The organism is Xanthobacter autotrophicus (assembly GCF_005871085.1).
GTDB classification, from domain to species: domain Bacteria; phylum Pseudomonadota; class Alphaproteobacteria; order Rhizobiales; family Xanthobacteraceae; genus Xanthobacter; species Xanthobacter autotrophicus.
In genome coordinates, this window is sequence record NZ_VAUP01000042.1 from 80,183 (window position 1) to 107,118 (window position 26,936).

Consider the following 26,936-nt stretch of genomic DNA (forward strand, 5'->3'; position numbering starts at 1 on the left):
GCACCTTCTTGTCTTGGGGGCCCGGCCTTGCGACCCGGCCCCGGTTGAGTGCGGCCCCGGACGGGACCCTTGCCGCCTCAGGCCGCCTGCGTCCGCTCCGCCTTGGGCGCGGCCACCGGCTCGGGACCGGTATCGGGGCCGAACCAGGCCACATAGAGCGCCGGCAGGAAGATGAGGGTGAGCAGAGTGCCCACCAGAAGGCCGCCCATGATGGCGAAGGCCATGGGCCCCCAGAACACCGTGGGCGCGATGGGGATCATGCCCAGCACCGTGGACACGGCGGTGAGCATGATGGGCCGGAAGCGGGTGGAGGAGGCATGCACCACCGCATCCCAGACGGTCTTGCCCGCCGCGCGGTCCGCCTCGATCTGGCCGATGAGGATGACCGCGTTCTTGGTGATCATGCCGATCAGCGCCAGCACGCCGAGGATCGCGACGAAGCCCAGGGGCCGCCCCGAGGCCAGGAGCGCCGCCACCACGCCGATGAGGCCCAGCGGCGCCACCGACAGCACGATGACGAGGCGCTGGAAGCTCTTCAGCTCGAACATGAGCACCGAGAACATGAGCAGAAGCATCACCGGCACCACGGCCACCACGGAGGCGAGCGAGGCCGCGCTCTCCTCCACGGTGCCGCCCACGGTGATGGCGTAGCCCGCCGGCAGGGTCTTGCGCAGGGCGTCGATCTTCGGACCGAGCTGCGCCACCACCCCTTCCGGCAGGATGCCGCGCCGCACGTCCGCCTGCACCGTCAGGGTGGGCACCCGGTCGCGGCGCCAGATGGCGGGATAGTCCTGGGTGTAGTCGAAGGTGGCGATCTGGCTCAGCGGCACGGTCCGCCCGCTGGGCAGCGGCACCTGGAGGGTGCCGAGGGTGGCCAGCGAGACGCGCTCCTCGTCGGTGGCGCGGGCCACCACGTTGACGAGATAGATGTCGTCGCGCACCTGCGTCACCGCCTGTCCCGACAGCACGGTGTTGAGCACGCCGGCGAGCTGCGCCGTGGACAGGCCGAGCAGGCGCGCCTCGTCCTGGTCCACCTTGATGCGCACCTGACGGGCCGGCTCGATCCAGTTGTAGTTGACCGTCTCCACCTTGGGGTTGGAGGCCATCACGGCGGCAAGGTCGAAGGCGATGGCCCGCACCTTCTCGATGTCCGGTCCCGAAACGCGATACTGCACCGGCCAGCCCACCGGCGGGCCCAGCTCCAGCGGCGAGACGCGGGCGACGAGCTGGGGGAAGTCCTCCGCCAGCACCTTCTCCAGCTTGACCCTCAGGCGATCACGCCCGGCCACGTCCTTCGCCACGATCACGGTCTGGGCGAAGAAGTCGTTGGGCAGTTGCACGTCGAGGGGCAGATAGAAGCGGATGGCGCCACGGCCCACATAGGTGGACCAGCGGGCCACGTCCGGATCCTTGGCCAGCACCGCGTCGAACGCCTCGGCCACCTTCTCGCTCTGGTAGATGGAGGCGTTCTGCGGCGAGGCGAGGTCCACCAGCAGCTCGGGCCGGTCCGAGGAGGGGAAGAACTGCGACGGGATCAGCGGCAGCGCCAGCACCGACAGCGCGAACAGGCCGAGGGTGACGGCGATGGTCGCCCAACGCAGCCGCAGGCACAGGATCAGGAAGGACCGGTAAATCCCCATGACACCCGTGGGCGGGGCGTCCGGATCGGGGATCTTGTCCTTGGGCGGGGCTTTGAGGATCAGCACCTGCATGAGCGGGGCGAACAGCACCGCCACGATCCACGACACCAGAAGCGCGATGGCCACCACGGCGAACAGGGTGAAGGTGTATTCGCCCGCCGACGAGGCCGCGAAGCCCACCGGCACGAAGCCCGCCACCGTCACCAGCGTTCCCGCCAGCATGGCCGCCGCATAGGCCTTGAAGGCGTAGGACGCCGCCGTCACCTTGTCGTCGCCGGCGGCGAGGCGCGTGAGCGTCGCGTCGGTGGTGGTCATGGCGTCGTCCACCATGAGCGCCAGCGCGATGATGAGCGCACCCAGCGAGATGCGCTGCATGTCGATGTGCACCAGCTGCATCAGCGCGAACACGATGGCCAGCGTCAGCGGGATGGCGAGGGCCACGATGGCGCCGGCCCGCACCCCGAGCGCGATGAACGACACCACGAGGATGATGGCCACCGCCTGCCACAGGCTTTCCATGAACTCGGCGATGGCGCTGTTCACCGTCACCGCCTGGTCCGCCACCAGATGCGCCTCGATGCCCACGGGCAGGTTGGCGATGAGGCGGTTCATGGTCTTGTCGATGGACTTGCCCATGGCGAGGATGTCGCCGCCGTCGCGCATGGCGATGGCGAGGCCGATGGCCGGCTGGCCGTTCACCCGGAACATGGGCTGGGGCGGGTCGGCATAGCCGCGCCGGATGGTGGCGATGTCGGCGAGGCGGATGAGCCGGCCGTTCACCACGAAGTTCACGTTGGCAACATCCGCCTCCGAGGTGAAGGCGCCGGACACGCGGATGGAGATGTTCTCCGCCCCGGTCTGCACCTCGCCCGAGGGGCGCACGATGTTCTGGCTCTGGAGCGCCGACAGCACAGCCGCGCGGTCGATGCCCAGGCTGGCCAGCTCCTGCATGGAGAATTCGATGAAGATGCGCTCGTCCTGCGCGCCGAGGATCTCGATCTTGGAGACATCCGGCACGTGCAGCAGCTCGGAGCGCACGTCCTCCACATGGTCGCGCAGCTCGCGATGGGTGAAGCCGTCGGCGGTGAAGCCGTAGATGATGCCGAAGGTGTCGCCGAACTCGTCGTTGAAGAACGGCCCCACGATGCCCTGCGGCAGGGTGTGGCGGATATCGCCCACGCTCTTGCGCACATGGTACCAGATGTCCGGCACCTCGGCCGCCGTGGCGGAGCCCTTCAGGTGCACGAAGATGGTGGTGGTGCCGGGCTTGGTGTAGCTCTCCAGATAGTCGAGCTTGGGCACCTCCTGGAGCTTGCGCTCCAGCCGCTCGCTCACCTGCCGGAAGGTCTCCTCCAGGGTGGCGCCGGGCCAGTTGGCCTGCACCACCATGGTCTTGATGACGAAGGTCGGGTCTTCCGCCCGGCCCAGGTTCCGGAAGGCCATGATGCCGGCCACCACTGAGATGGCCATGAGATAGATGATGACCGAGCGGTGCTTCAGCGCCCAGGCGGAGAGGTTGAAGCCGCCGCTCACAGCTGGGTCCCCAGAAGGCGCACCTTCTGCCCCGGATGCAGCGCCTGCACGCCCGCCGTCACCACGATCTCGGAGGGCTTGAGCCCCTCGGCCACACTCACGGTGGCGGGGCTGAAGCGCAGCACCTCCACGTTGCGCAGGGAGACGGTCTGCGCCTTGGGGTCCACCACCCACACCGCCGGCTTGTCATTGAAGCGGGTGAGCGCGCTGGCCGGGATCTCGATCACCGGGCCGCTGTCCACCACCACCCGGCCGATGACCGTGGTGCCGAGCCGCAGCCCCTCCGGCGGCTCGATGAGGCCGACGCGCACGCGGAAGGTGCGGGTGACGGGATCGGCCTGCGGCGCCACCTCGCGCACCCGGCCGATGGCCCTGACGGCGGGATCGCCGGACAGGGTCACTTCCACCTCGGGATCGCCCGGCAGGGAGGTGAGCAGGGCGGCCGGCACCTCGAACACGGCGTCGCGGCCGTCGCGGCGCGCCACCTCGACCACCGGCTGGCCGGCCTGCACCACCTCGCCGGGCTCGGCCCGGCGCTGGGTGACGACGCCGGCGGAATCCGCCTTCAGCTCGGTGAAGCCGAGCCGGTCCTCGGCCATCCGCAGGCGGGCCTCGGTGTCCTCCACCTGGGACCGGGCGTTCAGGAAGGCCTGCTCGGCCTGCTCATACTGGGCGCGGGGGGTGAAGCCACGGGCCAGCAGCTGGCGCTGGCGCTCATACTGGTTGCGGGTCTGGCTGAGATTGGCGTTGGCTGCCGAAAGCGCCGCCTGGGCCGAGCGCAGGGCGTTCTGCTCGTCCTGGGGATCGAGCCGCGCCAGCACCTGGCCGGGCTTCACCTGGTCGCCCACATTGACGAGGCGCTCGATGATGCGCCCGCCGATGCGGAAGCCGTAGGTGGCCTCGTTCTGCGCCTCCACCTGGCCGGTGAGGGTCACGGCATCGCTGGCCGCGCGGCTGGTGGCGAGAACCGTGCGCACCGGGCGCGGCTCGGGGGCCTTCGCCTCCGGGGCCTCGCCGCATCCCGCCAACAGCAGGGCACCGCCGAGCAGCACCGCCGACGCTCCCAGCCGAAGGACTGCGGAAACGACGGCTTCGGGCGCGCGATGAATCACGTCGGCCACGGGACAACTCCTCTTAGCGCACTGCAACCGCGTACCCCTATAGCGGAGGTCGCGGTGGGCGACCAGAGCGCGCGCGATCGACTTGACGCAGCGTGATCACCCCTTTGGCAGCCCCGTTCAGCCGCCGGCGCCGAGCTGCCTCAGCGGCCGTCCATCCAGCACGTCAGCCTCAATCTCCTCCAGCCCCACGCGGCGCGTTTCCGGCACGAACAGCACCGAGACCACCAGCGACAGCACGCAGACCACGAAGAAGATGCCGATGGTGCCCGCAAGGCCGATACCCTGCACCACCGACAGGAAGGTGCCGGCGACGATGCCGTTGAAGAGCCAGCTGGTGGCCGAGGCCACCGCGATGCCCCGCTCGCGGATGGCGGAGGGGAACAGCTCCGACATGAGCACATAGGGCAAGGGCCCGAGGCTGAGCGCGAAGGCGACGATGTAGGCGCACAGCCCCGCCAGCGCCACCCACGGCCAGTCGGCCAGCGCCGCGACGATCACGGCGCCGAGGCTCACGGCCATGGCCGCCGATCCCGCGATCAGCAGCGGCCGGCGGCCGAGCCGGTCCACCAGCGCCATGGCGGCAATGGTGGCGATGACATTGAACAGGCCGAGGCCGAAGGTGGCGGCCAGCGCCGCTGTCCCCGCCGGAAAGCCCAGCTCGGTGAAGATGTGCGGCGCGTAATAGAGAATGCCGTCGATGCCGGAGAAATTCTGGAGCACGAACAGCACGCTGCACAGCACCAGCACCGCCCCGGTGGCGCCGCGGCCGAGCACGGCGCGCCAGTTGGCCCCGTCCGGTGCGCGCTCCTCCCCCATCTCGGCGGAGATGCCCAGCGCCCGGGCCGCCGCGTCCGCGCGGGCGCTCATGCCCCTCGACCGGAGCCAGCGCGGGCTTTCCGGAAGCAGCAGCACGATGGCGCCGCAAGCCGCCGCGATCAGCACGCCGGCGCCGAGCATCTGCTGCCACGAGGCGCGGCCGATCAGGGCCAGCGGCACCGCATAGCCAGCAAGGATGCCGACGGTGATGGCGAGCTGGAACAGGGAGACCACCGCCCCCCGGTGTCGCGCCGGCGTGACCTCGGCCGCATACATGGGCACCACCATGGAGGACAGGCCGACCCCGAGCCCGATGAGGATGCGGGCGGCCACCAGCATGCCGGGGCCGGGTGCAACGCCTTGTCCCAGCGGAATGAGAATATAGCCGGCAATGGCCAGCAAAGCGGCGAGCAGGCAGGCGGGACGCCGGCCGATTCGCGCCGACACCGGCGCGGCGGCGGCGGCACCGATGAAGCAGCCGACCAGCAGGGAGGTCACCACCATCTCGGTGGCACGGGTGGACAGGGCGAACGCCTGGGCGATGGCCTCGACGACACCGGCGATGGACGCTGTGCTGAAACCGAAAAGAATGCCGAACAGCAGCACCAGACTGGCGGTGAGCAGCAGCGTCTTCATGGGGTCGCTCCGGAGGGTCCGTAGCCGCGGTGAGGTATCCTTTAGCCGTCAAACGGAAAGGACTTGTAAGCTGTGGCGAGGCGGGAGCATAAGTACAGGAAAAATCCCGGCCTGACAGGTTTCAATCGACAAATCCGGTATTCAGGGGAGAGCGTCACGTGACTGCCTCGGCCACTGCGCATGAGCACGCCAATCGTCTCGCCATCGAGGGAGGGGAGCCGGTGCGCAAGGCTCCGCTGCCGTGGGAATTGCCCGGCGCCCACTGGATCGGCGACGAGGAGCTGGAGCTGGTCTCCCGCGTGGTGCGCGCCAAGAGCCCCTTCCGCTTCTATGGGCCCGACCTCCAGCACATGGTGGACACCCTCGAGAAGGAATGGTGCGCCGCCTTCGGCCACAAGCACGCGCTGGGCGTTTCCTCCGGCACCGCGGCCCTCTCCATTGCCATGTCCGCTCTTGAGATCGGCCCCGGCGACGAAGTATTGGTGCCCGGCTATCTTTGGGTGAGCTGCGTGAGCGCCGTGGTGCGCGCCGGCGCCATCCCGCGCCTCGTGGACGTGGACGACTGCTTCACCCTCGACCCCGCCGACGTGGAGCGCAAGATCGGCCCCAACACCCGCGCCGCGCTGATGGTGCACATGAGCGGGGCACCGGGGCGTGTGGCGGAGGTCGCCCGCATCTGCCGCGAGCGCGGCATCGGCCTCATCGAGGATTGCGCCCAGACCGCAGGCTCCAGCCAGAACGGCAAGGCCGTGGGCACCTTCGGCGATGTCGGCATCTTCTCCTTCCAGCTCAACAAGAACATGACCTCCGGCGACGGCGGCATGGTGGTGACCGAGCGCGACGACCTGTATCGCCGCATCGTGGCGCTGCACGACCTCGGCTATCCGCGCAACGCCCAGGGCCGGCTCGACACCTCGGACGAGACCTGCCAGCTGTGGGGCGTCGGCGCCCGCATGTCGGAGCTGACCGGCGCCATGTGCCTCGCCCAGATGCGCAAGCTGCCGCTGATCACCGGCGCCATGCGCACCGCCAAGTGGCGCATCCGCGACGCGCTTGAGGGCACCCCCGGCCTCGGCTTCCGCACCATTCCCGACCGGGACGGCGACACCGGCCCCTTCCTCATCATGACGCTGAAGGACGAGGCCACCGCCCGCCGCTTCGTCGACGCCCTGCGCGCCGAAGGCATCGCCGGGCCGCCCGGCTCGCTGGCCTGCCTCACCATGCGGGAATGGGGCATGCACTGGTACTCGAACATTCCGAGCCTGGTGAACAAGAGGTCCGACAGCCGCGACGGCTTCCCCTGGACCCACCCCTCCAACGCGTTCGGCGCCGACTACAGCTATGCCGCCGGCGCCCTGCCCCATTGCGACGAGCTGAACGCCCGGGGCGCGCTGCTCACCATCGCCTCGACGCTGACGACGCAGGACGTGGACGACATCATCACCGCCATGCGCAAGGTCGCGAAAGTGGTGCTCGCCTAGAGCACGCGCCGATCGGCCTGCGTCGCAAGCTGGTCTTACACCGCGCTCTGCGTCCTGGATTGAGAGCGCGGCCAAGGTTCCGCATAACAGACACCAGAAACCGCACTCCGGGAGGGGCGCCCATGATGTACCTCATCGCCGCCATAGCCGGCATCGCCGGGGCGTTGTTCGGCTTCGACGAAGGCGTCATCGCCGGCGCCCTCGCGCCGCTGCGCCGGGACCTCGGTATCGATCCCGTCGCCGAAGGCATGATGACGGCGGCAGTGCCGTTCGGCGCCTTCCTTGGTGCCATCGTCGCCGGCCGCCTCGCCTTGGCCTACGGCCGGCGCCGGCTGCTGCTGGCCGCCGCCGTCCTGTTCGTTGTGGGCGCACTGCTGAGCGCCTTCGCTTTTGGGTTGTGGTCTCTCACCATCGCCCGGCTCATCATCGGCCTCGGCGTCGGCGTTGCCGCCATGATGGCGCCGCTCTACATCTCCGAATGCGCGCCGGCGGCGCAGCGCGGCATGTTGGTCTCCATCTACCAGCTCGCCATCACGCTCGGCATCCTCGGCGCCTATGTGGTGGGCTACGCCTTCCACGAATCCTGGCGCTGGATGTTCGCGGTGGGCGCGGTGCCCGCCATCGCCCTGTTCGTGGGCATCTTCGGCCTGTCGGACACGCCGCGCTGGCTCGCCGTTCGCGGCCGGGAGGCTGAGGCCCGCGCGGCGCTCGCCCGCATGCGCGAGAAGTCGGAAAGCGATCCGGCGGTGAAGGCCGAGTTCGCCGAGATCCTCACCGGGGCCGTCCAGGACGAGAACCGCAAGGCGCGCCTCTCCGACCTCATCGCCCCGCGGGTGCGGCCGGCGCTCATTGTCGCCATGGGCCTGTTCCTGCTGCAGCAGCTCTCCGGCATCAACGCGGTGATCTATTACGCCCCCACCGTGTTCGAGCTGTCGGGCTTCAGCTCCACCACCACCCAGATCCTGGCCACCGCCGGCATCGGTGTGGTCAACGTGCTCATGACCATCGTCGGCATGGCGCTCATCGACCGGCTGGGCCGCCGGCTGCTGCTGCTGATCGGCTTCGCCGGCACGGCGGTGGCGCTGGGCGTCATCGCCATCGGCGCCGCCACCGGCAGCGAGATGATGGGCAAGCTCGCCCTCGGCGGGCTGGTGCTCTACATCGCCTCCTTCGCCATCGCCATCGGCCCCCTGCCGTGGGTGATGATGTCGGAAGTGTTCCCGCTCGACGTGCGGGCGCTGGGCATGAGCGTCGCCTCGCTGGTCAACTGGGGCTTCAACTTCCTGGTGGTGTTCAGCTTCCCGGTGCTGGTGGCCGAGTTCGGCCTCGCCGGTGTGTTCGGCCTCTATGCGGTCGTGTGCGTCGTCGGCCTCGCCTTCACCCAATGGCTGGTGCCCGAAACCTCCGGCGTGAGCCTGGAAGAGATCGAGCGCCACCTCGACAGCGGCCGCCCCCTGCGCGACCTCGGCCGCTTCACGCCCCGTGCCGCCTGAGGAGCGCCCAGCCATGGCCACCCCTCCCGAACCCGCGAGCCCTGCCGCGGCGCCGCTCGATTTCGCGCCGCTGGTGGCGGCGGTGCTGCCGCTCGACCACTACCACCGCGAGCTTGAGCCGCTTTTGCCCGACCTCGTCCGCATCGTTCAGCTCAACGACCAGCTCAACGGCGCCTTCCGGCGCATCGCCCAGCGTTCCGGCTTCGCCGAGGGCGGGGAAGTGGAGCGCAAGCACCTGGGCCACGACGCAGAGGCCGTGCACACCTTCTTCGAATACGTTTATTTCGCCTCGCCGGCGTTCCTGAGCACGGTGGGCGAGTGGCCTTTGGGAGGCGTGCGTGGCTGAAGCGGCCCATTGCGATGTGATCGTCGTCGGCACCGGCGCCGGTGGCGGCATCCTCGCCTACGAACTCGCCAAGGCCGGGCTCAACGTGGTCTCGCTGGAGCAGGGCGGCCAGCTGGCGGACGACCACTTCAAGCGCGTCGACCCGCCGGGCACGGCGCTCGACTTCGGCATCCGCTCCAACACCGTGTGGCCCGCCGAGCCCCACGACAGCCTGTTCGTCCATCCCCTGTTCGAGAAGGGCGAGGACGGCTCCACCGGCTGGCCGGAGGGCGGCTTCCGCCACTACCAGATCATCCAGGTGAACGGCCTGCAGAACCTGTGGAACGGCGTGAGCGTGCGCTTCTCCGAGAAGGATTTCGCCGACTGGCCGTTCCGCTACGCCGAGCTTGCGCCCCACTATGACGCGGTGGAGCGCCGCATCGTGGTATGCGGCACGACGGAGGACATCCCCGAGCTGCCCGACGGCATCTATGTGCCGCCCAAGCCCCTGCGGCCCGCCGACCAGATGATCGTCGACGCGGTGAACGGCCTCGAGGAGCCCCATTCCCGCGCCATTCCCAACCGCAAGGCCATCGACACCCGGCCCGACAGCCCCAACGCCTGCGCCTCCACCGGCATCTGCACCTCCGGCTGCCCCACCGGCGCGGTCTACAAGTTCACGGCGCGCCTGCTGCCGGAGATCGCCAAGCTGCCGAACTACGAGTTGCGCACCGGCGCCAAGGTGGTGCGGCTTTTGCGCGAGCCCGGCTCGCGGCGCGTCCTGGGCGTGGAATACCGCGACATGGCCACCGGCGAATCCCGCCTGCTCACCGCCGACAAGGTGGTGCTGGCCACCGGCGCCATCGAGAGCCCGCGCATCCTGTTCAACTCGGCCGACGATGTCGCCCCGCACGGCATGGGCAACGCCTTCGGCCAGCTCGGCCTGCGGCTGCAGGACAATCCCAAGTCGGTGCTCTCCACCTCCCTTTGGAAGCTGTGGGGCAGCGGGCGGGATTTCGACATCGGCTATGGCGACCTGCTCATCCTGCTGTCGCGCGGCACCCTGCCGGACGGGGAGGAATTCCCCTTCATCGGCCATGCCATCCACGGCGTGCCGGACGTGCCCCATTATCTGGTGGGCATGAAGCGCTTCCCGCCCTTCATGAAGGAGCGGCTCTCCCGCTTCATGTTCCACAGCTACGTGACGCTGGGCCTGTTCTGCGCCGGCGATCCCAACCCCGCCAACCGGGTGCGGCCGGCGGGCAGCTACGACCGCTTCGGCGTGCGCCATGTGACAGTGGATTTCTCGTCCTCCGCCAAGGCGGACAGGATGATGGACGCCATGGAAGCCTGGGGCCGCACGGTGCTGCGCCATGCCGGGGCCACCTCCATCTATCCGTCGCGGGACAATAGCGGCACCGGCATCCACTATGCCGGCACCACCGCCATCTCGGCGGACCCGGCCAGGGGCGTGGTGGACGCGAACCTGAAGTGCCACGACCTCGACAATGTCTATGTCTGCGACGGCGGGGTGATTCCGGTGCTGCCCGACAAGCACCTCACCCTCACCATCATGGCCATGGCCCACCGCCTCGCCGGCCATCTGGTGGAAAAGGTCCGCACCGGCGCGCAAACCACCGCCCAGCCGGCCCACGCCTGAGACCTGAGACCGGCGCCCGCCTGAACCCCTGCGGCTTCAGGCGGGCGCATCTTCTTCATGCCGCCAGATCTTGTAGGCCGACACCAGCAGGATGGCGGCGAGCAGCGGCAGCAGCACCGCATTCGGCACCAGACCCAGCAACTGGCCGCCGATGAGGGTTCCGGCCACCGAGCCCACGGACATGACGAGGACGAAGCGCCGGTTGCGACCCAGCACGGCGAAGCTGCGGTCCTGGCTGTAGCGGGCAAATCCCACGATCATGGTGGGCAGGCTGATGGCCAGCGACAGGCTGCCGGCCAGCTTGATGTCGAGCCCGAACAACACCACCAGCGTGGGAATGAGCAGTTCCCCGCCCGCCACCCCCAGCAGCGACGCGAAGATGCCGATGGCGAAGCCGCCGACGGCCCCCGCCAGCATCTGCACCCAGCCGTGAAGCAGCGGCTCATGGGCGGCGGTGTCGTGCCACAGCGCAAGCACGACGGCGATAGCGACGAGCAGCACCGCGATCACCCGGTGCAGCGTCCCTGATTTCAGGCGCACCGCCCAGCCGGCCCCGATCCACGCACCGGCAAGGCTTCCGGCCAAAAGGTCGAGGATGATCGGCCACTGCGCCGCCACCTCCGCCAGCGGCACCGTGCGGGCGCGGAACGGGAGGGCGGTGGCCACCACCACCAGGCTCACGGCCTTGTTGAGGATCACCGCCTCCAGCCCAGCAAAGCCGAACGCCCCCATCAGCAAGGGCAGGCGGAACTCCGCGCCGCCGAGCCCGATCAGCCCGCCCAGCGTGCCGATGAGCGCCCCGCCGCCGAACACGCGCGGCACCGTGCGGCGGGCATCACCCGCCGGCAGGTCGTCTTTGGACATGGCGTGCTCCGGATCGCCGGCGTCGAAGGGAGGCGTCGTCAAGGGATGGCGGCTTCAGCGCCCACCGCCGGGCGCGGGCGCGGCCGCGCCCATGATCGCGCCGATCAGCGCATTGATGCGCCCGAACGCCATGCGCGCCACCTCATTGGCCCGCACCATGGCATCCACGGAGCCCTCCTGGTCCTGATTGGTATGGGCGGCAAGGGCGGCCACCAGCTCGCTCTGGCCGATGGCAAGATTGCGCAGGGCCAAAAGCAGATTGTCGAGGTCGCCCTTGGTGAGGGTGAGCTGCAGCGGCGTGTCGTCGGCAAAGGTCTGCCAGCGCTCCAGAGCAGCGGGGGGAATCTGGGGCGCGTCGCTCTCGCCGGCCGCATTCTCCTGAACCATGAAATCCTCGCTTGAAAAAATGACGACGCTTCCGCGTCCTGAAAAGAAAGACCGGCCCTTCCGGGCCGGCCTCAATCTACACCCGAACGCCCGGGCGCACACCGCGCCCGCATCCCCGCCCCGCGGCCCGGGATCCTCTTCGGGTTCAGGCGCGCTATCCTGCCGCCGCCTTCTCCAGCGCGGCGAAGTCCAGCTTCACCATCTGGAACAGGGCCTCCATCACCCGCCGCGCCTTCGCGGGGTCCGGCCCGGACAGAAGCTGGGGGAGAACACGCGGCACGATCTGCCAGGCGACGCCCCAGCGATCGCGCAGCCAGCCGCACTGCTCCTCCCGCCCCTCGGCGGTGAAGGCCGCCCACAGGCGGTCCACCTCCGCCTGGTCCTCGCAATCCACCTGGAAGGAGATGGCGTGGGTGTATTCCATCTTCTGCCCGCCATTGAGCGCGAGGAAGCGCTGGCCCGCGAGCGTGAACACCACCAGCAGCACCGAGCCCTCCGGCCCGGACGGCCCCTCGGCGGCGTTGCGGTGCACGCTGTTAATGGCGCTGTCCGGGAACAGCGAGACGTAGAAGCGGGCGGCATCCTCCGCGTCGCCGTCGAACCACAGGCAAGGCGAGATCTTCGGGGTGGAAATGGTGGCCATGGCAGCATCCTCGCGGTGTCCTGCCTGAAAGACGCGCGGCATCTCACCCAGCCGACAGCCCGCCGGCCTTTTTCGCCCATCCCGGCCGCGAGGCCGCGAAAGCGCCCCATGGCGCGCCGACACTCTGCACGCGCCGGTTGACCCGCATCAATGCCGGGCCGGCCCTGTTATCCTAACCAGTTACCACGGCACCGAAGCGTCCCCACGTTTCCCCACCGGGGACGGATCAGGAAGGAACGCCATGACCGAAACCATCGAACGCTCCGGCTTCGTCGAGCGCACCCGCCCCGGCAGGGCGAAGATGAAGGCGGCCATCTTCGTGGAGAAGAACCGCATCGTCCTGGACGAGAAGCCGATCCCGGACGTGGGTCCGCTCGATGCCCTCATCCGCATCACCACCACCACCATCTGCGGCACGGATGTCCATATCCTGAAGGGTGAATATCCGGTCGAGAAGGGCCTCACCATCGGCCACGAGCCGGTGGGCATCATCGAGAAGCTGGGCTCGGCGGTGGAAGGCTTCGCCGAGGGCCAGCGCGTCATTGCCGGCGCCATCACCCCGTCCGGCTATTCCAATGCGTGCCTGTGCGGCTGCGCCTCGCAGGACGGCCCGCGCATGAAGCACGGCTTCAAGCCCATGGGCGGCTGGCGCTTCGGCAATACCATCGACGGCGCCCAGGCCGAATATCTCGTGGTGCCCGACGCCATGACCAACCTCGCCCCGGTGCCCGAAGCCCTCGGCGACGAGCAGGTGCTCATGTGCCCGGACATCATGTCCACCGGCTTTGCCGGCGCCGAGAGCGGCAAGGTGCGCATCGGCGACACCGTGGCGGTGTTCGCGCAGGGGCCCATCGGCCTGTGCGCCACGGCGGGCGCCCGGCTGATGGGCGCCACCCGCATCATCGCCGTGGACCGGGTGGGCGAGCGCCTCAACGTCTCCCGCGCCATGGGGGCGGACGAGGTGGTGGACTTCTCCAAGGTGGATCCGGTGGAGGAGATCCTGCGCCTCACCGACGGGCGCGGCGTGGACGTGGCCATCGAGGCCCTCGGCCGGCAGGAGACCTTCGAGGCCGCCCTGCGCGTGCTGCGGCCCGGCGGCACCCTCTCCTCGTTGGGGGTGTATTCCACCGACATCAAGATCCCGCTCGATGCCTTCGCGGCTGGCCTCGGCGACAACAAGATCGTCACCTCGCTCTGCCCCGGCGGCAAGGAACGCATGCGCCGGCTGATGGATGTGGTGGCCTCGGGCCGGGTGGATGCCCGCGCCCTCGTCACCCACCGCTTCAAGCTGGACGACATCGAAAAGGCCTATGACCTGTTCTCGCACCAGCGCGACGGCGTTCTCAAGGTGGCCATCACGCCTTAATCTTCGGCCTTGATCTCGAACCGCCCCGGCCCTGCGCCGGGGCGGCTTCCTCCCATGACGGATCGATCCATGACGGCGCCGACGGACCCGCCCGCACCGCCCGCCGCGCCCGACCATGTGGTGGGCGACCAGAGCGCCGTCTTCGCCCTTCTGGAAGATCCCGCCACCCACGGCATCGCTGAAAAGGTGGTGCGCATCGACACCCACGGGGCGGCGGTCTTCCTCGCCGGCCCGTTCGCCTACAAGGTGAAGCGGGCGGTGTTCTTCCCCTTCATGGATTTCTCCACGCTTCAGAAGCGCCACGCCGCCTGCGAGGCGGAAGTGGCGATCAGCGGCGCGGGGGCGCCGGGGCTGTATCTCGGCGTGGTGCCCATCGTGCGCACGGCCCGTGGCCTTGCGCTGGGCGGCGCGGGCGAGGCGGTGGAGCATGCGGTGAAGATGCGCCGCTTCGACACCGGCCTTACACTCGACAAGGTGGCCGAGCGGGGCGAACTTTCGCCCGATCTCGTCAAGGCGCTGGCGGCGGCGGTGGTTGCGGCCCATGCGGCCGCGCCGGTGCGGCGCGGGTTCGACACCGCCTCCCGGCTCGCCTCCTACCTCGCCGATAACACGAGCGAATTCTCCGCCCGGCCCGAGCTCTTCCCGCCGGAGGAGGTCGCCCGGCTGGCACGGCTGTCGGAAGACGCCCTGGCGGGCATCGTGCCGCTTCTGAACGCCCGCAGCGAAGCAGGCTTCGTGCGCCGCTGTCACGGCGACATGCACCTGCGCAACATCGTGCTTCTGGACGGCAAGCCGGTGCTGTTCGATGCCATCGAGTTCAACGACGACATCGCCACCTGCGACGTGCTCTACGACCTTGCCTTCCTCATCATGGACCTGTGGCAGCGGGGGCTTCGGGACGCGGCCAACGCCATCCTCAACCGCTGCCTGTGGGCAAGCGCGGATGACGAGGTCGACGGGCTCGCAGCCCTGCCTTTCTTCCTCAGCCTGCGCGCCGGCATCCGCGCCAAGGTGGAAGCCGCCGGGCTCGGGCATCTGGCGGGGGAGCGGAAGGCGGAGGGGGAGACGCGGGTGCGCGCCGCGTTCGCGCAGGCCCTCGCTTTTCTCGATTCCAGCCGCGCGGAGACGAGCGCACCGCCACTCCTGAACGATGCGACCATGCCCGAGGCTCGGCCCGGCCGCCCCTGCCTGTGGGCGGTGGGGGGCCTGTCCGGCAGCGGCAAGAGCACGTGGGCGGCGAGGATGGCGCCGGCGCTCGGCCGCGCGCCGGGCGCGGTGATCCTGCGCAGCGACATTGAGCGCAAGCGCCTGTCCGGCGTGGCGGAGACGCAGAAGCTGCCGCCCGAGGCCTATACCCCGGAAGCGACGCAGCAGGTCTATGCCCGCCTGCGGACGCTTGCGGCCCGCGTGCTCGCCACCGGCCACAGCGTGATCGTGGATGCCGTGCATGCCCGGCCGGACGAGCGTGACGCCATCGCTCAGGTGGCGCGGGTGGCAGGCGCGGATTTCCAAGGCTGGTGGCTGGAAGATTCCGAAGGCGAACTGATCCGGCGCGTGGAAGCCCGCACGGGCGATGCCTCCGATGCCGACGCGGCGGTGGTGCGCCGGCAATTGGCCTACGATCTTGGCGACATCAGCTGGACCCGCGCGCGGGCCTTCAGCACGGCGCCTTTGGCGGCTCAGCCTTCGGATCCACACCCGTGACGACTTCCGGCTGGCGGTCGGGTGAGGCCGGCGTGGAAGCCTGCGGCGTGGTGCCGATATAGGACCCGCCGGTCCCGCCCGACCAGCCGGTGGAGCCTGCCCCGCCCGGCTCGGTGCCGGAACCGGCGCCCTGCGATGGCGGGGTCTCGGCCACATGGGCCGGCTGTTCGCAAACGCCCTTCGCGGGCGCTGCGGTCGCCTCCGCCGCCGCGGGGGATGGCACCGCCGAGGCCATAACGAACATCACCGCCCCGACGATGCCGGTGGCGAAGATCCGCGCGCTGGTGACGGTGCCCTTGGGAATGATCAGGGGAGAGGCGCGCCGGAGCGCCGTCGGAAGTGCGTTCGAGGCCATGGCCGTTCTCCTTTCATCCAAGAGAACGTCCCGAAAAACCGCGTGGTTCCCGTCTCGTCAGAGCAAACGCGGCGGCGGCGAAGCCCCGGTCGGCGGCTTCAGCCCTCCACCACCACCCGGCCCGGCCCCGCTTCCACCGTGCCGATGCGGGCGGCGGCGGCATAGCCGGCGGCGTGAATGGCGGCGAGAAGCCGGTCCGCCGCTTCGGGGGCGCAGGCCACCAGCAGGCCGCCGGAGGTCTGGGGATCGGTGAGCAGGTGGCGCTGCCACTCGGCAGCCCCCTCCGGCAAATCCACCTCGTGGCCATAGCTCGCCCAGTTGCGGTGGGACGCGCCAGTGACGAAGCCCTGCTGCACCAGGCTCTCCGCCTCAGACAGCCAAGGCAGCGCCGTCCGCGACAGCCGCAGCGTGGCGCCGGAGCCGCGGGCCATTTCCAGACCATGGCCGAGAATGCCGAAGCCGGTCACGTCGGTGATGGCGTGGACCGCCTCGTCCTGCGCCAGCTCGGTGCCGATGCGGTTCAGCCTCGTGACCGAGGCGAGCATCTCGTCATAGGCGGTCTTTCCAAGCGCCTCCTTCTTGAAGGCGGCGGAATAGACGCCCACCCCCAGCGCCTTGGTGAGGATCAGCGCATCCCCCGGCTGGGCGGTGGAATTGCGGCGGATGCGCCCGCGCGGCGCCGAGCCGATCACCGCGAGGCCGTAGACCGGCTCGGGACAATCGATGGAATGGCCGCCGGCCACCGGGATGCCCGCCTCGGCGCAGATGGCCGCGCCGCCGCCGAGGATGGCGCGCACGGTGGCGATGTCCACCTTGCCCAGCGGCATGCCGAGGATGGCGAGCGCCATCAATGGGGTGCCGCCCATGGCATAGATGTCGGAAATGGCGTTGGTGGCGGCGATGCGGCCGAAATGGTCGGGATCGTCCACCATGGGCATGAAGAAGTCCGTGGTGGCGATGATCGCCGTGCCGCCGTCGAGATCCCACACCGCCGCGTCGTCGCCGGTCTCGGTGCCCACCAGCAGCCGCTCGAACGGCCCGCCCTGGGCCTGTCCGGCCAGCAGGTCCTGCAGCACCGAGGGGGCAAGCTTGCAGCCGCAGCCGCCGCCGTGGGCAAGGCTGGTGAGGCGGACGGTCGGCACGTCGAGCATGGTACGGTTTCCGTTTCCGGGTACACCCTCCGCCGCATCCCGGCGGGCCAGCGCGCCCTCATTCCAGTGATGGCCGGTCCGTTCGGGCTGTCACCTGCCCGGACCTTGCTCTGAACCCGCCGGCGGGTACCCCCGCCGCTTCTGCCACGCCCCCAAGGTCGTGATGTCCCGAAGGCTGTCACGACCTGGCATGGCGACGGGGGCCTTCGCCCCGACCGGCGAGGGTGGTCACACCGCGATTTCGGAGGCGCGGATGACGTACTTGAAATTGTCCGGGTCGAGGCAATCGAGTAGCCCCGCCGCGTTCACCGCCTGCGGATACATGAGGAAGCCGAGGCGCGGGCCGGCAAAGCCCGGCAGCGCCACGTCATGGGCGGTATTGAAGGCGAACCAGTTGCCCTCCCAGGAGCCGAACAGCGCCTTGCGGGCCGCCACCACCTTGGGATCGTCGAGGGCAAGCTTGCCCGGCGGCTCCTCCAGCACCACCTTGCGGACGTCGGCCGGGTCCATGGGCACCCAGCCGAAATCGGAGAGGAACACCTCGGCGCGGCAATGCTGCGCCTTGGTGACGATCTCGGAATTGGCGCCGAGGCTCTTGTAGCCGAAGCGCGAGGGCACCACCCGAAGGCCATAGACATCGCGGGCCGGAATGTCCTGCGCCCGTACCAGGCCCACGAACAGGGCGTTGAGATCGGCGCACTTGCCGCCGAGATCGCCGCTCTTGAGCAGCGCCGCGATGTCGCCGATGCCGCAGCCGCGCGTGGTCGGGTTGCGATAGGTGTTCTCGACGATCCACTCGAAGATGGCGCGCACCTTCTCCAGCTCGCCGCTCTTGCCGGCGACGATCTTGTCGGACGTCGCCTTCACGATACCGTCGGTGGGGATGAGATCGGTGGACGCGATATTGCGCGCGCGCGCGGCGGCGGCGAGCGGGGCCGGCTTGCCGGGCTTGGTCAGGTCCACCGCCCAGTCGCGGCTGGTGGCGCGGCTGGTGAGCTCCACCCGCGGCGCCTTCTCGCCGTCCGCGAAGACGAGATGCAGCATGTCCGCCCCCGAATGGGGATCACGCACCAGCTGGGCGGAGCGGGCATTGGTGGTCCAGCTGTTCTCGCCGGGCTTGAACCAGTCCGGATTGGAGAAGGAGGCCACCGGCAGCCACGCCTGAACCTGGCCCTCCGGCTTCAGGATCTCCACCGTGGTGACAATCTGGTAGCTGCGCCATTTGCCGACGGCGGGCGCGAAGGTCTGCGGGGCGGCGGCCTGTTGCGCGAAGGCCGCGCGGGGCAGGACCGCCGCCGCGGTGGCGAGGGCTCCGGCCTTCAGCAGGTCTCGTCTCGTGGTCATGTCACTGCTCCTCCTGGCTTTTATTGTCGTTTTCCGCAGGACTGGAAGGGTCGCGCGGCGGGGCGCCGGACCCGTGCAGTCTGGCGATGGCGATGGCGGTGTCGGGACTGTCCCACGCTGCCTCGCCATCCACCGCGAGCGCAATGCGCCCTTCGGCGACCACGAAACTGGCGGGCAGGAGGCTGACGCCGAAGGCGCGCGCGGCGGCGCGGTCGAGATCCATCAGCACCGGCCCTGGCGCGGGCTGATCGGCGAAGAAGCGGCGCACCCGCGCCGGCACCTCGGCCACATCCACCAGCACGACCTTCACTTGCGGTGTGCGGGCGGCGAAACGGCCGAGCGCCGGCAGCTCGGTGCGGCACGGCGCGCACCAGGTGGCGAAGAAATGCACCACCGTGACACCGTGCGAATCCGCAAGATTGAACACCGGCCCGTCGAGGGCCTCGAGGCGCAGCGGCGGGGCGGCCGGGTGACCCGCCACGGCGCCAAAGAGCCGCGGCACCGGTTGCGGATCCGTCGCGGGGCCATCCGGGGCGGCATCCGAGGACGCATGGGCCGGCGTGGCCGCGAACGGCATGGCAGGACTGGTAGCAGCCAAGGTTCCGGTTGCGAGGGCGCCGATGGCGAGGGCTCCGGTGGCTCGGAGCGCGCGCCAAGCCCCGTCCACGGCCGGGCGCGCGCATGCACCGAAGCCATGCACCGAACCGGCCGTGCCCTGATCTTTCGACGGGAAAGATGAAACAGGCTGTGAGCCCCGACCCGCGGGAGCGAACATGATTTTCACCCGACCAATCTGGAACACCCGGCGCGGAGGGTCAACGCTCAAGTCCGTGAAGCCTCGCCCCATGCCGCGCCGCATTGGGACGAGGACGGGAAGAATTTCGAGATCGCACGACGTTTCTATCCAAAGCTTGTAGCTGGATTGCATTGCAGCATGGCGGCGGCGGGAATTCTCGTGGAAACACGGGAAGTTGTCCCTCCGTTAATTGACATCATTCCAGTTCCAAAATACCGTCTACCAGGCGGAATTCCGGTATGAGTCCGGTCTCGGCGACCGCCTGAAATCGTCCCCGGTACGGGGCACAAAAGGTCGGAGGTTTCCTTCGATGAACATGGAGCTTTCGCGCCGCCAGTTTCTGAAAACGGCGGGCGCGGGCGTGGCGGGAACAACCCTTGGAGCGATGGGCTTCGGCGCCATCGAGGAGGCCTACGCCTCCACCATCAAGCCGTTCCGCCTCGTCGACACCACGGAAGTGCGCAACACCTGCACCTATTGCTCGGTGGCGTGCGGCATTCTCATCTTCGCCAAGGGCAACCTCGCCAAGGGCGAGAAGGCCGACATCACCCATATCGAAGGTGACAGCGACCATCCCACCAATCGCGGCACGCTCTGCCCCAAGGGCGCGGCCCTGCTCGACATCGTCAAGTCCGAGACGCGCCTGCAATATCCCATGATCCGGCGCGCGGGATCCGACAAGTTCGAGCGCATTTCCTGGGACGCGGCGCTCGACAAGATCGCGCGCGCGTTCAAGGACGATCGCGACGCCAACTTCATTGCCAGGAACAAGGACGGCGTGACCGTGAACCGGTGGACCACCACCGGCTTCCTCGCCGCCTCGGCAACCACCAACGAAACCGCCTGGTGCACGTACAAGACCGTACGTTCGCTTGGCATGCTGGTGTTCGACAACCAGGCGCGGGTTTGACACGGCCCCACGGTGTCCAGTTTGGGCCCAACTTTTGGCCGTGGCGCGATGACCAATTCGTGGACCGACATCCGGAACACGGACCTCGTCATCATCATGGGCGGCAATGCCGCTGAAGCGCACCCGTGCGGATTCAAATGGGTTACGGAGGCGAAAGCCAACCGTGGCGCCAAGCTCATCGTCGTGGACCCGCGCTTCACGCGCTCGGCCGCGGTGGCGGACTATTACGCCCCGATCCGGCAGGGCTCGGACATCGCGTTCCTCAACGGCGTCATCAATTATTGCATCGCCAACGACAAGGTGCAGTGGGACTACGTGAAGGCGTTCACCAACGCCAGCTACATCGTCAAGGAAGGCTTCGCCTACAAGGACGGGCTGTTCACCGGCTACGACGAGGAAAAGCGCGACTACAACCGCTCCACCTGGGACTATGAGATCGGTCCCGACGGTTATGCGGTGGTGGACGACACCCTCCAGCATCCGCGCTGCGTGTGGAATCTGCTGAAAGCCCACGTCGCCCAGTACACGCCTGAACTCGTGGAGCGCATCACCGGCACGCCGAAGGACAAGTTCCTGAAGGTGGCGTCGATGATCTCGGAGTGCTCGTCCAAGACCAAGACGATGACCTCCATGTACGCCCTCGGCTGGACCCAGCATTCCAAGGGATCGCAGAACATCCGCACCATGGCGATGCTTCAGCTGATCCTCGGGAATATCGGCGTGCGCGGCGGCGGCATGAATGCGCTGCGCGGGCATTCCAACATCCAGGGGCTGACCGACGTCGGGCTCATGTCCAACATGATCCCCGGTTATCTCACCCTGCCCACGGAGCGGGAACCGGACTTCAACGCCTACATGTCCACCCGCGGCTTCAAGCCGCTGCGTCCCAACCAGATGAGCTACTGGCAGAACTACAAGAAGTTCTTCGTCAGTTTCCAGAAGGCCATGTGGGGCGACGCCGCGACCGCGGAGAACAATTGGGCGTTCGACTACCTGCCGAAGCTCGACGTGCCGGCCTACGACATCCTGCGCGCCTTCGAGCTGATGAAGCAGGGCAAGATGAACGTCTATGTCTGCCAGGGCTTCAACCCCATGCAGGCCTTCCCCAACCGGGGCAAGCTCGCCGAGGCGCTCGCCAAGCTCAAGCTGCTCGTGGTCATGGACCCGCTCCAGACCGAGACGGCCCGCTTCTGGGAGAACCACGGCGTCTACAATCCGGCGGACACGGCCAAGATCCAGACCGAAGTGATCCAGCTGCCCACCACCTGCTTCGCGGAGGACGAGGGCTCCCTGGTCAATTCCGGGCGGTGGATCCAATGGCACTGGCCGGCCGGCTCGCCTCCGGGCGAGGCGCGGACGGACGCCGCCATCATGTCCGGCATCCACCTGCGGATGAAGGAGCTGTATCGCAAGGAAGGCGGCGCCTTCCCCGATCCCATCCTCAACCTGACGTGGACCTACAAGGACCCGCACGAGCCCACCGCCGTCGAGCTCACCAAGGAGCTGAACGGCTCGGTGCTCAAGGACGTGCTCGACCCGAACGATCCCACCAAGAAGGTCCTTGAGGCCGGCAAGCAGGTGGCGACGTTCGGCGTGCTGCGCGACGACGGCTCCACGGCGGCAGGCTGCTGGATCTATTCCGGCAGCTACACCGAGGCCGGCAACATGATGGCTCGCCGGGACAATTCCGATCCCGACGCCACCGGCGCCTACCTGAAATGGTCGTTCGCCTGGCCGGCGAACCGGCGCATCCTGTATAATCGCGCCTCCTGCGACATCGACGGCAAGCCGTGGGATCCCACGCGCAAGCTCATCGAGTGGGACGGGTCGAAATGGACCGGCTACGACGTGCCCGACATCGCCCCCACCGCCAAGCCGCAGGATGTGGGACCCTTCATCATGAACCCGGAAGGCGTCTCGCGCCTGTTCGCCCGGGGCATGATGCGGGAAGGCCCGTTCCCGGTGCACTACGAGCCGTTCGAGAGCCCGGTCGCCAACCTCATCGCCCCCAAGATCCGGGGCAATCCGGTGGCGCGCGTGTTCAAGGACGATTTCGCCCAGTTCGCCGACACGGCGTCCAAGGAGTTCCCCTATGCGGCGACCTCCTACCGCCTGACCGAGCATTTCCACTACTGGACCAAGAACAACCACGTGAATGCGGTGCTACAGCCCGAATTCTTCGTGGAAATCTCCGAGGAACTGGCAAAGGAGAAAAGCATCAAGAATGCCGGATGGGTCCGGGTGTGGTCGAAGCGGGGTTCCGTCTTCGCCAAGGCCTATGTCACCAAGCGCATCCGCCCGCTGATCGTGGACGGCAAGCCGGTGCACATCGTGGGCATCCCGATCCACTGGGGCTTCGTGGGCGCTGCGAAGAAGGGCTTCCCGGCCAACGTGCTCACCCCGTTCGTGGGTGACGCGAACATCGAGACGCCCGAGTTCAAGGCCTTCCTCGTCAACATCGAGCCCTCCACCGGGCCGGTGGCGTAAGGAGAAGGAGAACCAGCATGTTTCCTCCGATCCCCAACCCTCCGGTCACCCCCACCCCGGCGAAGTTCGGCGACAATGACCTCATCCGGCGCTCGGCCTCCAACCTGCGCGTGCCGGTGGAGTTCAAGGAGCCGGTGGCCAAGCTCATCGACGTGTCCAAGTGCATCGGCTGCAAGGCCTGCCAGGCGGCGTGCCTTGAATGGAACGAGCTCCACGAGGAGATCGGCACCTTCAACGGCAGCTATACCAACCCGCCGGACCTGACCGAGAACTCATTCACGCTCATGCGCTTCACCGAGTGGGTGAACCCCGAGACCGACAATCTCGAGTGGCTCATCCGCAAGGACGGCTGCATGCATTGCGCCGATCCGGGCTGCCTGAAGGCCTGCCCGGCGCCCGGCGCCATCGTGCAGTATTCCAACGGCATCGTGGACTTCGACCACGACAAGTGCATCGGCTGCGGCTATTGCGTGAAGGGCTGCCCCTTCAACATTCCCCGCATCTCCAAGACCGACCACAAGGCCTACAAGTGCACCTTGTGCTCCGACCGCGTGGCCGTGGGCCAGGGGCCGGCCTGCCAGAAGGCGTGTCCCACCCAGGCCATCGTGTTCGGCACCAAGACGCAGATGAAGGAATGGGCCGAAGGGCGCATCAAGGACCTGAAGTCCCGTGGCTACAACAACGCGGGGCTTTATGATCCGCCCGGCGTCGGCGGCACCCATGTGATGTATGTGCTGCAGCACGCCGACCAGCCCTCCATCTATGCCGGCCTGCCGGACAATCCGCGCATCAGCCGCATCGTCGAGGCCTGGAAGGGCGTCACCAAATATGTGGGCCTGGGGGTGATGGGCTTCGCCGCCGTCGCCGGGGCCCTGCACTATCTGGTGGCGGGCGCCAACAAGGTGACGGCGGAAGACGAGGCCAACGCCGAGATGCTGACGCAAGGCAAGAATCCCGGCGGCGAACCCGCCCATGGAGGCCAGTCATGAGCCAGCCTTATGACGTCGAATCCGGCGATGCTGTCCATCCCGGCCGCCCGGTGCAGGTGGACCGCTACACGGTGGGGGCCCGTATCAACCACTGGATCACGGCCATCAGCCTGATCCTGCTGGCGATCTCGGGCCTCGCGCTGTTCCACCCCAGCCTGTTCTTCCTCACCGGCCTGTTCGGTGGGGGACAGATGACGCGCACCATCCATCCGTGGATCGGGGTGGTGCTGTTCTTCTCCTTCACCGGCATGTTCTTCCGCTTCTGGAAGGCCAACCTGTGGAAGAGCGAGGACGGCACCTGGATGCGGCGCATCCGCGATGTCATCGCCGGCCACGAGGAGAAGCTGCCGGAGCTGGGCAAGTATAATGCCGGCCAGAAGATGGTCTTCTGGGGCATGTCGTTTCTGATCGTGGTGCTGATCGCCTCCGGCGTCGTGATCTGGAACGCCTATTTCTCCACCTTCACCAGCATCGAGCAGCAGCGGGTCGCCCTGCTGGTGCATGCGGTGGCGGCGGTGGCGATCATCTGCGTGTGGATCGTCCACGTCTATGCCGCCATCTGGGTGAAGGGCACCATCAGCGCCATGACGCGCGGGCAGGTCACCGGCGGCTGGGCGTGGCGGCACCACCGCAAATGGCTCCGCGAACTGGTCTCCCGCAAGCCGTCGCGGCCCACCGGCACGCGGGGGACTCCCGCAGAGTAATCGCAGGCGTATAATGCAAGCCCGGCTGCGGCCTCGCGCGGCCGGGCTTCTTGCACGTGACCCGTGAGGTTCGTGAGGTTCAAATGGTGCGTTCGTCAGGTCCGTTATCGAGCCCTCCCGGCTCCGTCTTTCCCGACCCCTCGGTGCTGGAAGGGGTCACCGCGCCCGCCTTCGCCCATCTGCCGGACCCGGCCAACCTGTTCGCGCGCCGCGCCGAGCGCTTCGCCCGGCTGGCGCAAGGCCATCCGCTCGGCCCCTACCTCTCCTTCCTGGCCCACATCGCCCGCGCCCAGCATGTGGCGGCGGAACGCGCCCCCGCGCCCGAGCCGGCCGATGCGGAAGCGGTGGAGCGCGCCCGCGCCCACGAGATGCCGCCGCTGGACCGCAGCCACTTCACCTCGGACGCGGCGTTCGAAGCCATTTTCGACCGGCTGTTGTCCCAGGCCCGCGCCATCGAGAAGCCGGAGCCGGCCGAGGCCGCGCTCGCCCACGTGCTGGCCGCCTCGGACGCCGAGCGCGGCGAGATGATCCGCAACGTGCTGGCCGATTCCATTCCGGTGGAGGCGCTGGCCGAGCATCTTTATATGGCAGCGGCGCTTCAGGTGCATTTCGCCCGCCGCGCCGCCCAGCTGGACGCCAAAGCCCTGGTGCCGGTGGGCGACGGCATCTGCCCGGCCTGCGGCGGCCCTCCTGTCGCGAGCGTGGTGGTGGATTGGCCGTCGGCCGCCGGCGCGCGCTATTGCGCCTGCGCCCTGTGCGGCACGTGGTGGAACTTCGTGCGGGTGCGCTGCACCGCCTGCGGCTCCACCGGCGGCATCGCCTATCAGGAGATGGAAGGCGGAAACGGCGCCATCAAGGCCGAGACCTGCGACGCCTGCCATTCCTACGCCAAGGTGCTCTATCTTTCGAAAGACCCCGATCTCGATCCCGTGGCCGACGACGTGGCCAGCCTCGGCCTCGACCTCAAGCAGAAGGAGGGGCCCTACCGGCGCTCCACCTTCAATCCCTTCCTGCTGGGCTATTGAGGGGGGCGCCATGTCCGCACACATTGCGTCATCCCACGCCGCCGCACCCCCCGCCGCACCCCTGCGCGTGCTGCCCTCCGTCGATGCCGTATTGAAGGCCGAGCTGGCCCGCGCCGCCACCGACCGCCACGGCCGGCAGGCCACCACCGCCGCGGTGCGCACCGCCCTCGACGAGCGCCGCGCCGCCCTGCGCGCCGGCGCCGGCGGCCCGGCGACACCTGATGAGATCGCCGCCAGCGCCCTCGCCCGGCTGGACGCTGCGGCGGCCCCCAGCCTCCGGCCGGTGTTCAACCTCACGGGCACGGTGCTGCACACCAATCTCGGCCGCGCCATCTTCGCGGAAGAAGCGGTGGAGGCGGCGGTGCGGGCCATGCGCAGCGCGGTCACCCTGGAATACGACCTCGACGGCGGCAAGCGCGGCGAGCGCGACGACCATGTGCGCGGCCTCGTCTGCGAGCTGACTGGGGCGGAAGACGCCACCCTCGTCAACAACAACGCCGCCGCCGTACTGCTGGTGCTGAACACCCTGTCGCAGGGCAAGCCGGCCATCGTCTCGCGCGGCGAGCTGATCGAGATCGGCGGCGCCTTCCGCATGCCGGAGATTATGCGCCGGGCCGGCGCGGAGCTGGACGAGGTGGGCACCACCAACCGCACCCACGCCCGCGACTATCGCGACGCCATCCGCCCCGAGACCGGGGTGATCCTGAAGGTGCACACCTCCAATTACCGCATCGAGGGCTTCACTAAGGAGGTGTCGCCCCGCGAGCTGGCTGAGATCGCACAGGCCGGCGGGGTGCCGCTCGTGAATGATCTGGGCTCCGGCACGCTGGCGGACCTCACCCGCTACGGCCTCGTCCACGAACCCACGGTGCGCGAGGCGGTGGCTGAGGGGGCGGACATCGTCACCTTCTCCGGCGACAAGCTGCTGGGCGGCCCGCAGGCGGGCTTCATCGTGGGCCGGCGCGACCTCATCGCGCGGATCAACAAGAATCCCATGAAGCGGGCGCTGCGGCTGGACAAGGTGCGACTCGCGGCCATCGAGGCGACGCTACGCCTCTACCGCGACCCCGATCGCCTGGCCGAGCGTCTGCCCACCCTGCGATACCTCACTCGCCATCCAGAGGACATGGCCGCCCAGGCCGCGCGACTCGCGCCCGTCCTCGCCACCCTTCTCGGCCCTGCCTTCACGGTTGACGAAACGTCATGTCGCAGCCAGATCGGTTCCGGTGCCCTGCCGCTGGAGACGCTGGAGGGGGTGGGTCTTGCCATTGCCAGCCGCGATGGCAGCGGCGGCGCGCTGAACCGGCTCGCCGATCGGTTGCGCCGACTGCCGGTTCCGGTGATCGGACGGATTGACGATAACGCTCTTGTGCTCGATTTGAGATGCCTTGAAGACGAAGCGGCGTTTCTTGCGTCCGTGACCGCTTTGGAGGGGGCTCATGAGCTGGCTTGACCGATTGAAGGGCAAGGGGGGACCGGGCGAGACGCCGGAGGCCGGCGATCCGC

The 26,936-nt window shown here is 68.6% G+C and carries 21 protein-coding genes; 11 read left to right on the forward strand and 10 right to left on the reverse strand.

All coding sequences use genetic code 11. The features are described 5' to 3' along the window. Window positions 1–77: 77 nt before the first annotated feature. The 3 genes from FBQ73_RS22070 to FBQ73_RS22080 all read right to left on the reverse strand — a co-directional run bounded on the left by FBQ73_RS22070 (window position 78) and on the right by FBQ73_RS22080 (window position 5,746). The gene (locus tag FBQ73_RS22070) at window positions 78–3,173 is read right to left on the reverse strand and encodes an efflux RND transporter permease subunit (protein WP_138401647.1); all 3,096 of its coding nucleotides are present in this window, start codon (window positions 3,171–3,173) and stop codon (window positions 78–80) included. Beyond that, on the reverse strand, window positions 3,170–4,294 hold the full coding sequence (locus tag FBQ73_RS22075; RefSeq protein WP_138401648.1) for an efflux RND transporter periplasmic adaptor subunit: 1,125 nt from the start codon (window positions 4,292–4,294) through the stop codon (window positions 3,170–3,172). The genes FBQ73_RS22070 and FBQ73_RS22075 overlap by 4 nt, the downstream gene beginning before the upstream one ends. A gap of 117 nt (window positions 4,295–4,411) precedes the next feature. Next, entirely contained in the window at window positions 4,412–5,746 is a 1,335-nt protein-coding gene (locus tag FBQ73_RS22080) for a sugar porter family MFS transporter (RefSeq protein ID WP_138401649.1), read from the reverse strand. 158 nt (window positions 5,747–5,904) lie between these two features. Between FBQ73_RS22080 and FBQ73_RS22085 the strand changes: the two genes are divergently transcribed. The 4 genes from FBQ73_RS22085 to FBQ73_RS22100 all read left to right on the forward strand — a co-directional run bounded on the left by FBQ73_RS22085 (window position 5,905) and on the right by FBQ73_RS22100 (window position 10,705). Continuing rightward, on the forward strand, window positions 5,905–7,227 hold the full coding sequence (locus FBQ73_RS22085; RefSeq protein WP_138401650.1) for a DegT/DnrJ/EryC1/StrS family aminotransferase: 1,323 nt from the start codon (window positions 5,905–5,907) through the stop codon (window positions 7,225–7,227). 122 nt (window positions 7,228–7,349) lie between these two features. Next, the gene (locus tag FBQ73_RS22090) at window positions 7,350–8,720 is read left to right on the forward strand and encodes a sugar porter family MFS transporter (protein ID WP_138401651.1); all 1,371 of its coding nucleotides are present in this window, start codon (window positions 7,350–7,352) and stop codon (window positions 8,718–8,720) included. 13 nt (window positions 8,721–8,733) lie between these two features. Beyond that, a complete protein-coding gene (locus FBQ73_RS22095; RefSeq protein WP_138401652.1) occupies window positions 8,734–9,066 on the forward strand; it encodes a hypothetical protein in 333 nt (110 codons plus the stop codon). After that, window positions 9,059–10,705 (forward strand): GMC oxidoreductase, encoded by a 1,647-nt coding sequence (locus tag FBQ73_RS22100; protein WP_138401653.1) that lies wholly within the window; start codon window positions 9,059–9,061, stop codon window positions 10,703–10,705. Before FBQ73_RS22095 ends, FBQ73_RS22100 begins: the two co-directional genes overlap by 8 nt. 36 nt (window positions 10,706–10,741) lie before the next feature. On the opposite strand, the gene FBQ73_RS22105 is transcribed toward FBQ73_RS22100, so the two are convergent. The 3 genes from FBQ73_RS22105 to FBQ73_RS22115 all read right to left on the reverse strand — a co-directional run bounded on the left by FBQ73_RS22105 (window position 10,742) and on the right by FBQ73_RS22115 (window position 12,599). After that, window positions 10,742–11,569, reverse strand: a complete 828-nt coding sequence (locus tag FBQ73_RS22105) for a sulfite exporter TauE/SafE family protein (RefSeq protein ID WP_138401654.1) — start codon at window positions 11,567–11,569, stop codon at window positions 10,742–10,744. A gap of 54 nt (window positions 11,570–11,623) precedes the next feature. After that, a complete protein-coding gene (locus FBQ73_RS22110) occupies window positions 11,624–11,956 on the reverse strand; it encodes a hypothetical protein (protein WP_138401655.1) in 333 nt (110 codons plus the stop codon). Window positions 11,957–12,110: 154 nt separating this feature from the next. Next, window positions 12,111–12,599, reverse strand: coding sequence for a VOC family protein (locus tag FBQ73_RS22115; protein WP_138401656.1), 489 nt, complete (start codon window positions 12,597–12,599; stop codon window positions 12,111–12,113). A 241-nt stretch (window positions 12,600–12,840) separates the two neighbouring features. Here FBQ73_RS22115 and FBQ73_RS22120 point away from each other — a divergent pair, with 241 nt between their 5' ends. After that, window positions 12,841–13,965 (forward strand): NAD(P)-dependent alcohol dehydrogenase, encoded by a 1,125-nt coding sequence (locus FBQ73_RS22120; RefSeq protein ID WP_138401657.1) that lies wholly within the window; start codon window positions 12,841–12,843, stop codon window positions 13,963–13,965. A gap of 69 nt (window positions 13,966–14,034) precedes the next feature. Further along, a complete protein-coding gene (locus FBQ73_RS22125) occupies window positions 14,035–15,669 on the forward strand; it encodes a bifunctional aminoglycoside phosphotransferase/ATP-binding protein (protein ID WP_138401658.1) in 1,635 nt (544 codons plus the stop codon). Here FBQ73_RS22125 and FBQ73_RS22130 read toward each other — a convergent pair. From FBQ73_RS22130 to FBQ73_RS22145, 4 genes are all read right to left on the reverse strand, one after another. After that, window positions 15,623–16,024: a hypothetical protein gene (locus tag FBQ73_RS22130; protein WP_138401659.1), complete on the reverse strand. Its 402-nt coding sequence runs from the start codon at window positions 16,022–16,024 to the stop codon at window positions 15,623–15,625. The genes FBQ73_RS22125 and FBQ73_RS22130 overlap by 47 nt on opposite strands. Before the next feature lie 98 nt (window positions 16,025–16,122). Next, window positions 16,123–17,175 carry a selenide, water dikinase SelD gene (selD, locus tag FBQ73_RS22135; protein ID WP_138401660.1) on the reverse strand — a complete coding sequence of 351 codons (1,053 nt, stop codon included), beginning with the start codon at window positions 17,173–17,175 and terminating at the stop codon, window positions 16,123–16,125. 228 nt (window positions 17,176–17,403) lie between these two features. Next, window positions 17,404–18,519, reverse strand: coding sequence for a transglutaminase-like domain-containing protein (locus tag FBQ73_RS22140; protein ID WP_138401661.1), 1,116 nt, complete (start codon window positions 18,517–18,519; stop codon window positions 17,404–17,406). Window position 18,520: 1 nt separating this feature from the next. Further along, the gene (locus tag FBQ73_RS22145; protein WP_138401662.1) at window positions 18,521–19,447 is read right to left on the reverse strand and encodes a TlpA family protein disulfide reductase; all 927 of its coding nucleotides are present in this window, start codon (window positions 19,445–19,447) and stop codon (window positions 18,521–18,523) included. A 178-nt stretch (window positions 19,448–19,625) separates the two neighbouring features. Here FBQ73_RS22145 and fdnG point away from each other — a divergent pair, with 178 nt between their 5' ends. The 5 genes from fdnG (at window position 19,626) to selA (ending at window position 26,883) form a co-directional block, all read left to right on the forward strand. Beyond that, entirely contained in the window at window positions 19,626–22,712 is a 3,087-nt protein-coding gene (gene fdnG / locus FBQ73_RS22150; protein WP_138401663.1) for a formate dehydrogenase-N subunit alpha, read from the forward strand. 17 nt (window positions 22,713–22,729) lie between these two features. Further along, window positions 22,730–23,701 carry a formate dehydrogenase subunit beta gene (gene fdxH, locus FBQ73_RS22155; RefSeq protein WP_138401664.1) on the forward strand — a complete coding sequence of 324 codons (972 nt, stop codon included), beginning with the start codon at window positions 22,730–22,732 and terminating at the stop codon, window positions 23,699–23,701. After that, entirely contained in the window at window positions 23,698–24,405 is a 708-nt protein-coding gene (locus FBQ73_RS22160) for a formate dehydrogenase subunit gamma (protein WP_170219020.1), read from the forward strand. Before fdxH ends, FBQ73_RS22160 begins: the two co-directional genes overlap by 4 nt. 83 nt (window positions 24,406–24,488) lie before the next feature. Beyond that, window positions 24,489–25,430, forward strand: coding sequence for a formate dehydrogenase accessory protein FdhE (gene fdhE, locus FBQ73_RS22165; protein WP_138401665.1), 942 nt, complete (start codon window positions 24,489–24,491; stop codon window positions 25,428–25,430). A 10-nt stretch (window positions 25,431–25,440) separates the two neighbouring features. Next, on the forward strand, window positions 25,441–26,883 hold the full coding sequence (selA, locus tag FBQ73_RS22170) for an L-seryl-tRNA(Sec) selenium transferase (protein ID WP_138401666.1): 1,443 nt from the start codon (window positions 25,441–25,443) through the stop codon (window positions 26,881–26,883). Window positions 26,884–26,936 lie beyond the last annotated feature (53 nt).

Excerpts from the sequence above, each read along its gene's own strand:
- FBQ73_RS22080 (WP_138401649.1), bottom strand. The coding sequence starts at position 5,746 with ATGAAGACGCTGCTGCTCACCGCCAGTCTGGTGCTGCTGTTCGGCATT.
- FBQ73_RS22090 (WP_138401651.1), top strand. The coding sequence starts at position 7,350 with ATGATGTACCTCATCGCCGCCATAGCCGGCATCGCCGGGGCGTTGTTC.
- FBQ73_RS22095 (WP_138401652.1), top strand. The coding sequence starts at position 8,734 with ATGGCCACCCCTCCCGAACCCGCGAGCCCTGCCGCGGCGCCGCTCGAT.
- FBQ73_RS22105 (WP_138401654.1), bottom strand. The coding sequence starts at position 11,569 with ATGTCCAAAGACGACCTGCCGGCGGGTGATGCCCGCCGCACGGTGCCG.
- FBQ73_RS22110 (WP_138401655.1), bottom strand. The coding sequence starts at position 11,956 with ATGGTTCAGGAGAATGCGGCCGGCGAGAGCGACGCGCCCCAGATTCCC.
- FBQ73_RS22115 (WP_138401656.1), bottom strand. The coding sequence starts at position 12,599 with ATGGCCACCATTTCCACCCCGAAGATCTCGCCTTGCCTGTGGTTCGAC.
- FBQ73_RS22120 (WP_138401657.1), top strand. The coding sequence starts at position 12,841 with ATGACCGAAACCATCGAACGCTCCGGCTTCGTCGAGCGCACCCGCCCC.
- FBQ73_RS22125 (WP_138401658.1), top strand. The coding sequence starts at position 14,035 with ATGACGGCGCCGACGGACCCGCCCGCACCGCCCGCCGCGCCCGACCAT.
- FBQ73_RS22130 (WP_138401659.1), bottom strand. The coding sequence starts at position 16,024 with ATGGCCTCGAACGCACTTCCGACGGCGCTCCGGCGCGCCTCTCCCCTG.
- selD (WP_138401660.1), bottom strand. The coding sequence starts at position 17,175 with ATGCTCGACGTGCCGACCGTCCGCCTCACCAGCCTTGCCCACGGCGGC.
- FBQ73_RS22140 (WP_138401661.1), bottom strand. The coding sequence starts at position 18,519 with ATGACCACGAGACGAGACCTGCTGAAGGCCGGAGCCCTCGCCACCGCG.
- FBQ73_RS22145 (WP_138401662.1), bottom strand. The coding sequence starts at position 19,447 with ATGCAATCCAGCTACAAGCTTTGGATAGAAACGTCGTGCGATCTCGAA.
- fdxH (WP_138401664.1), top strand. The coding sequence starts at position 22,730 with ATGTTTCCTCCGATCCCCAACCCTCCGGTCACCCCCACCCCGGCGAAG.
- FBQ73_RS22160 (WP_170219020.1), top strand. The coding sequence starts at position 23,698 with ATGAGCCAGCCTTATGACGTCGAATCCGGCGATGCTGTCCATCCCGGC.
- fdhE (WP_138401665.1), top strand. The coding sequence starts at position 24,489 with ATGGTGCGTTCGTCAGGTCCGTTATCGAGCCCTCCCGGCTCCGTCTTT.
- selA (WP_138401666.1), top strand. The coding sequence starts at position 25,441 with ATGTCCGCACACATTGCGTCATCCCACGCCGCCGCACCCCCCGCCGCA.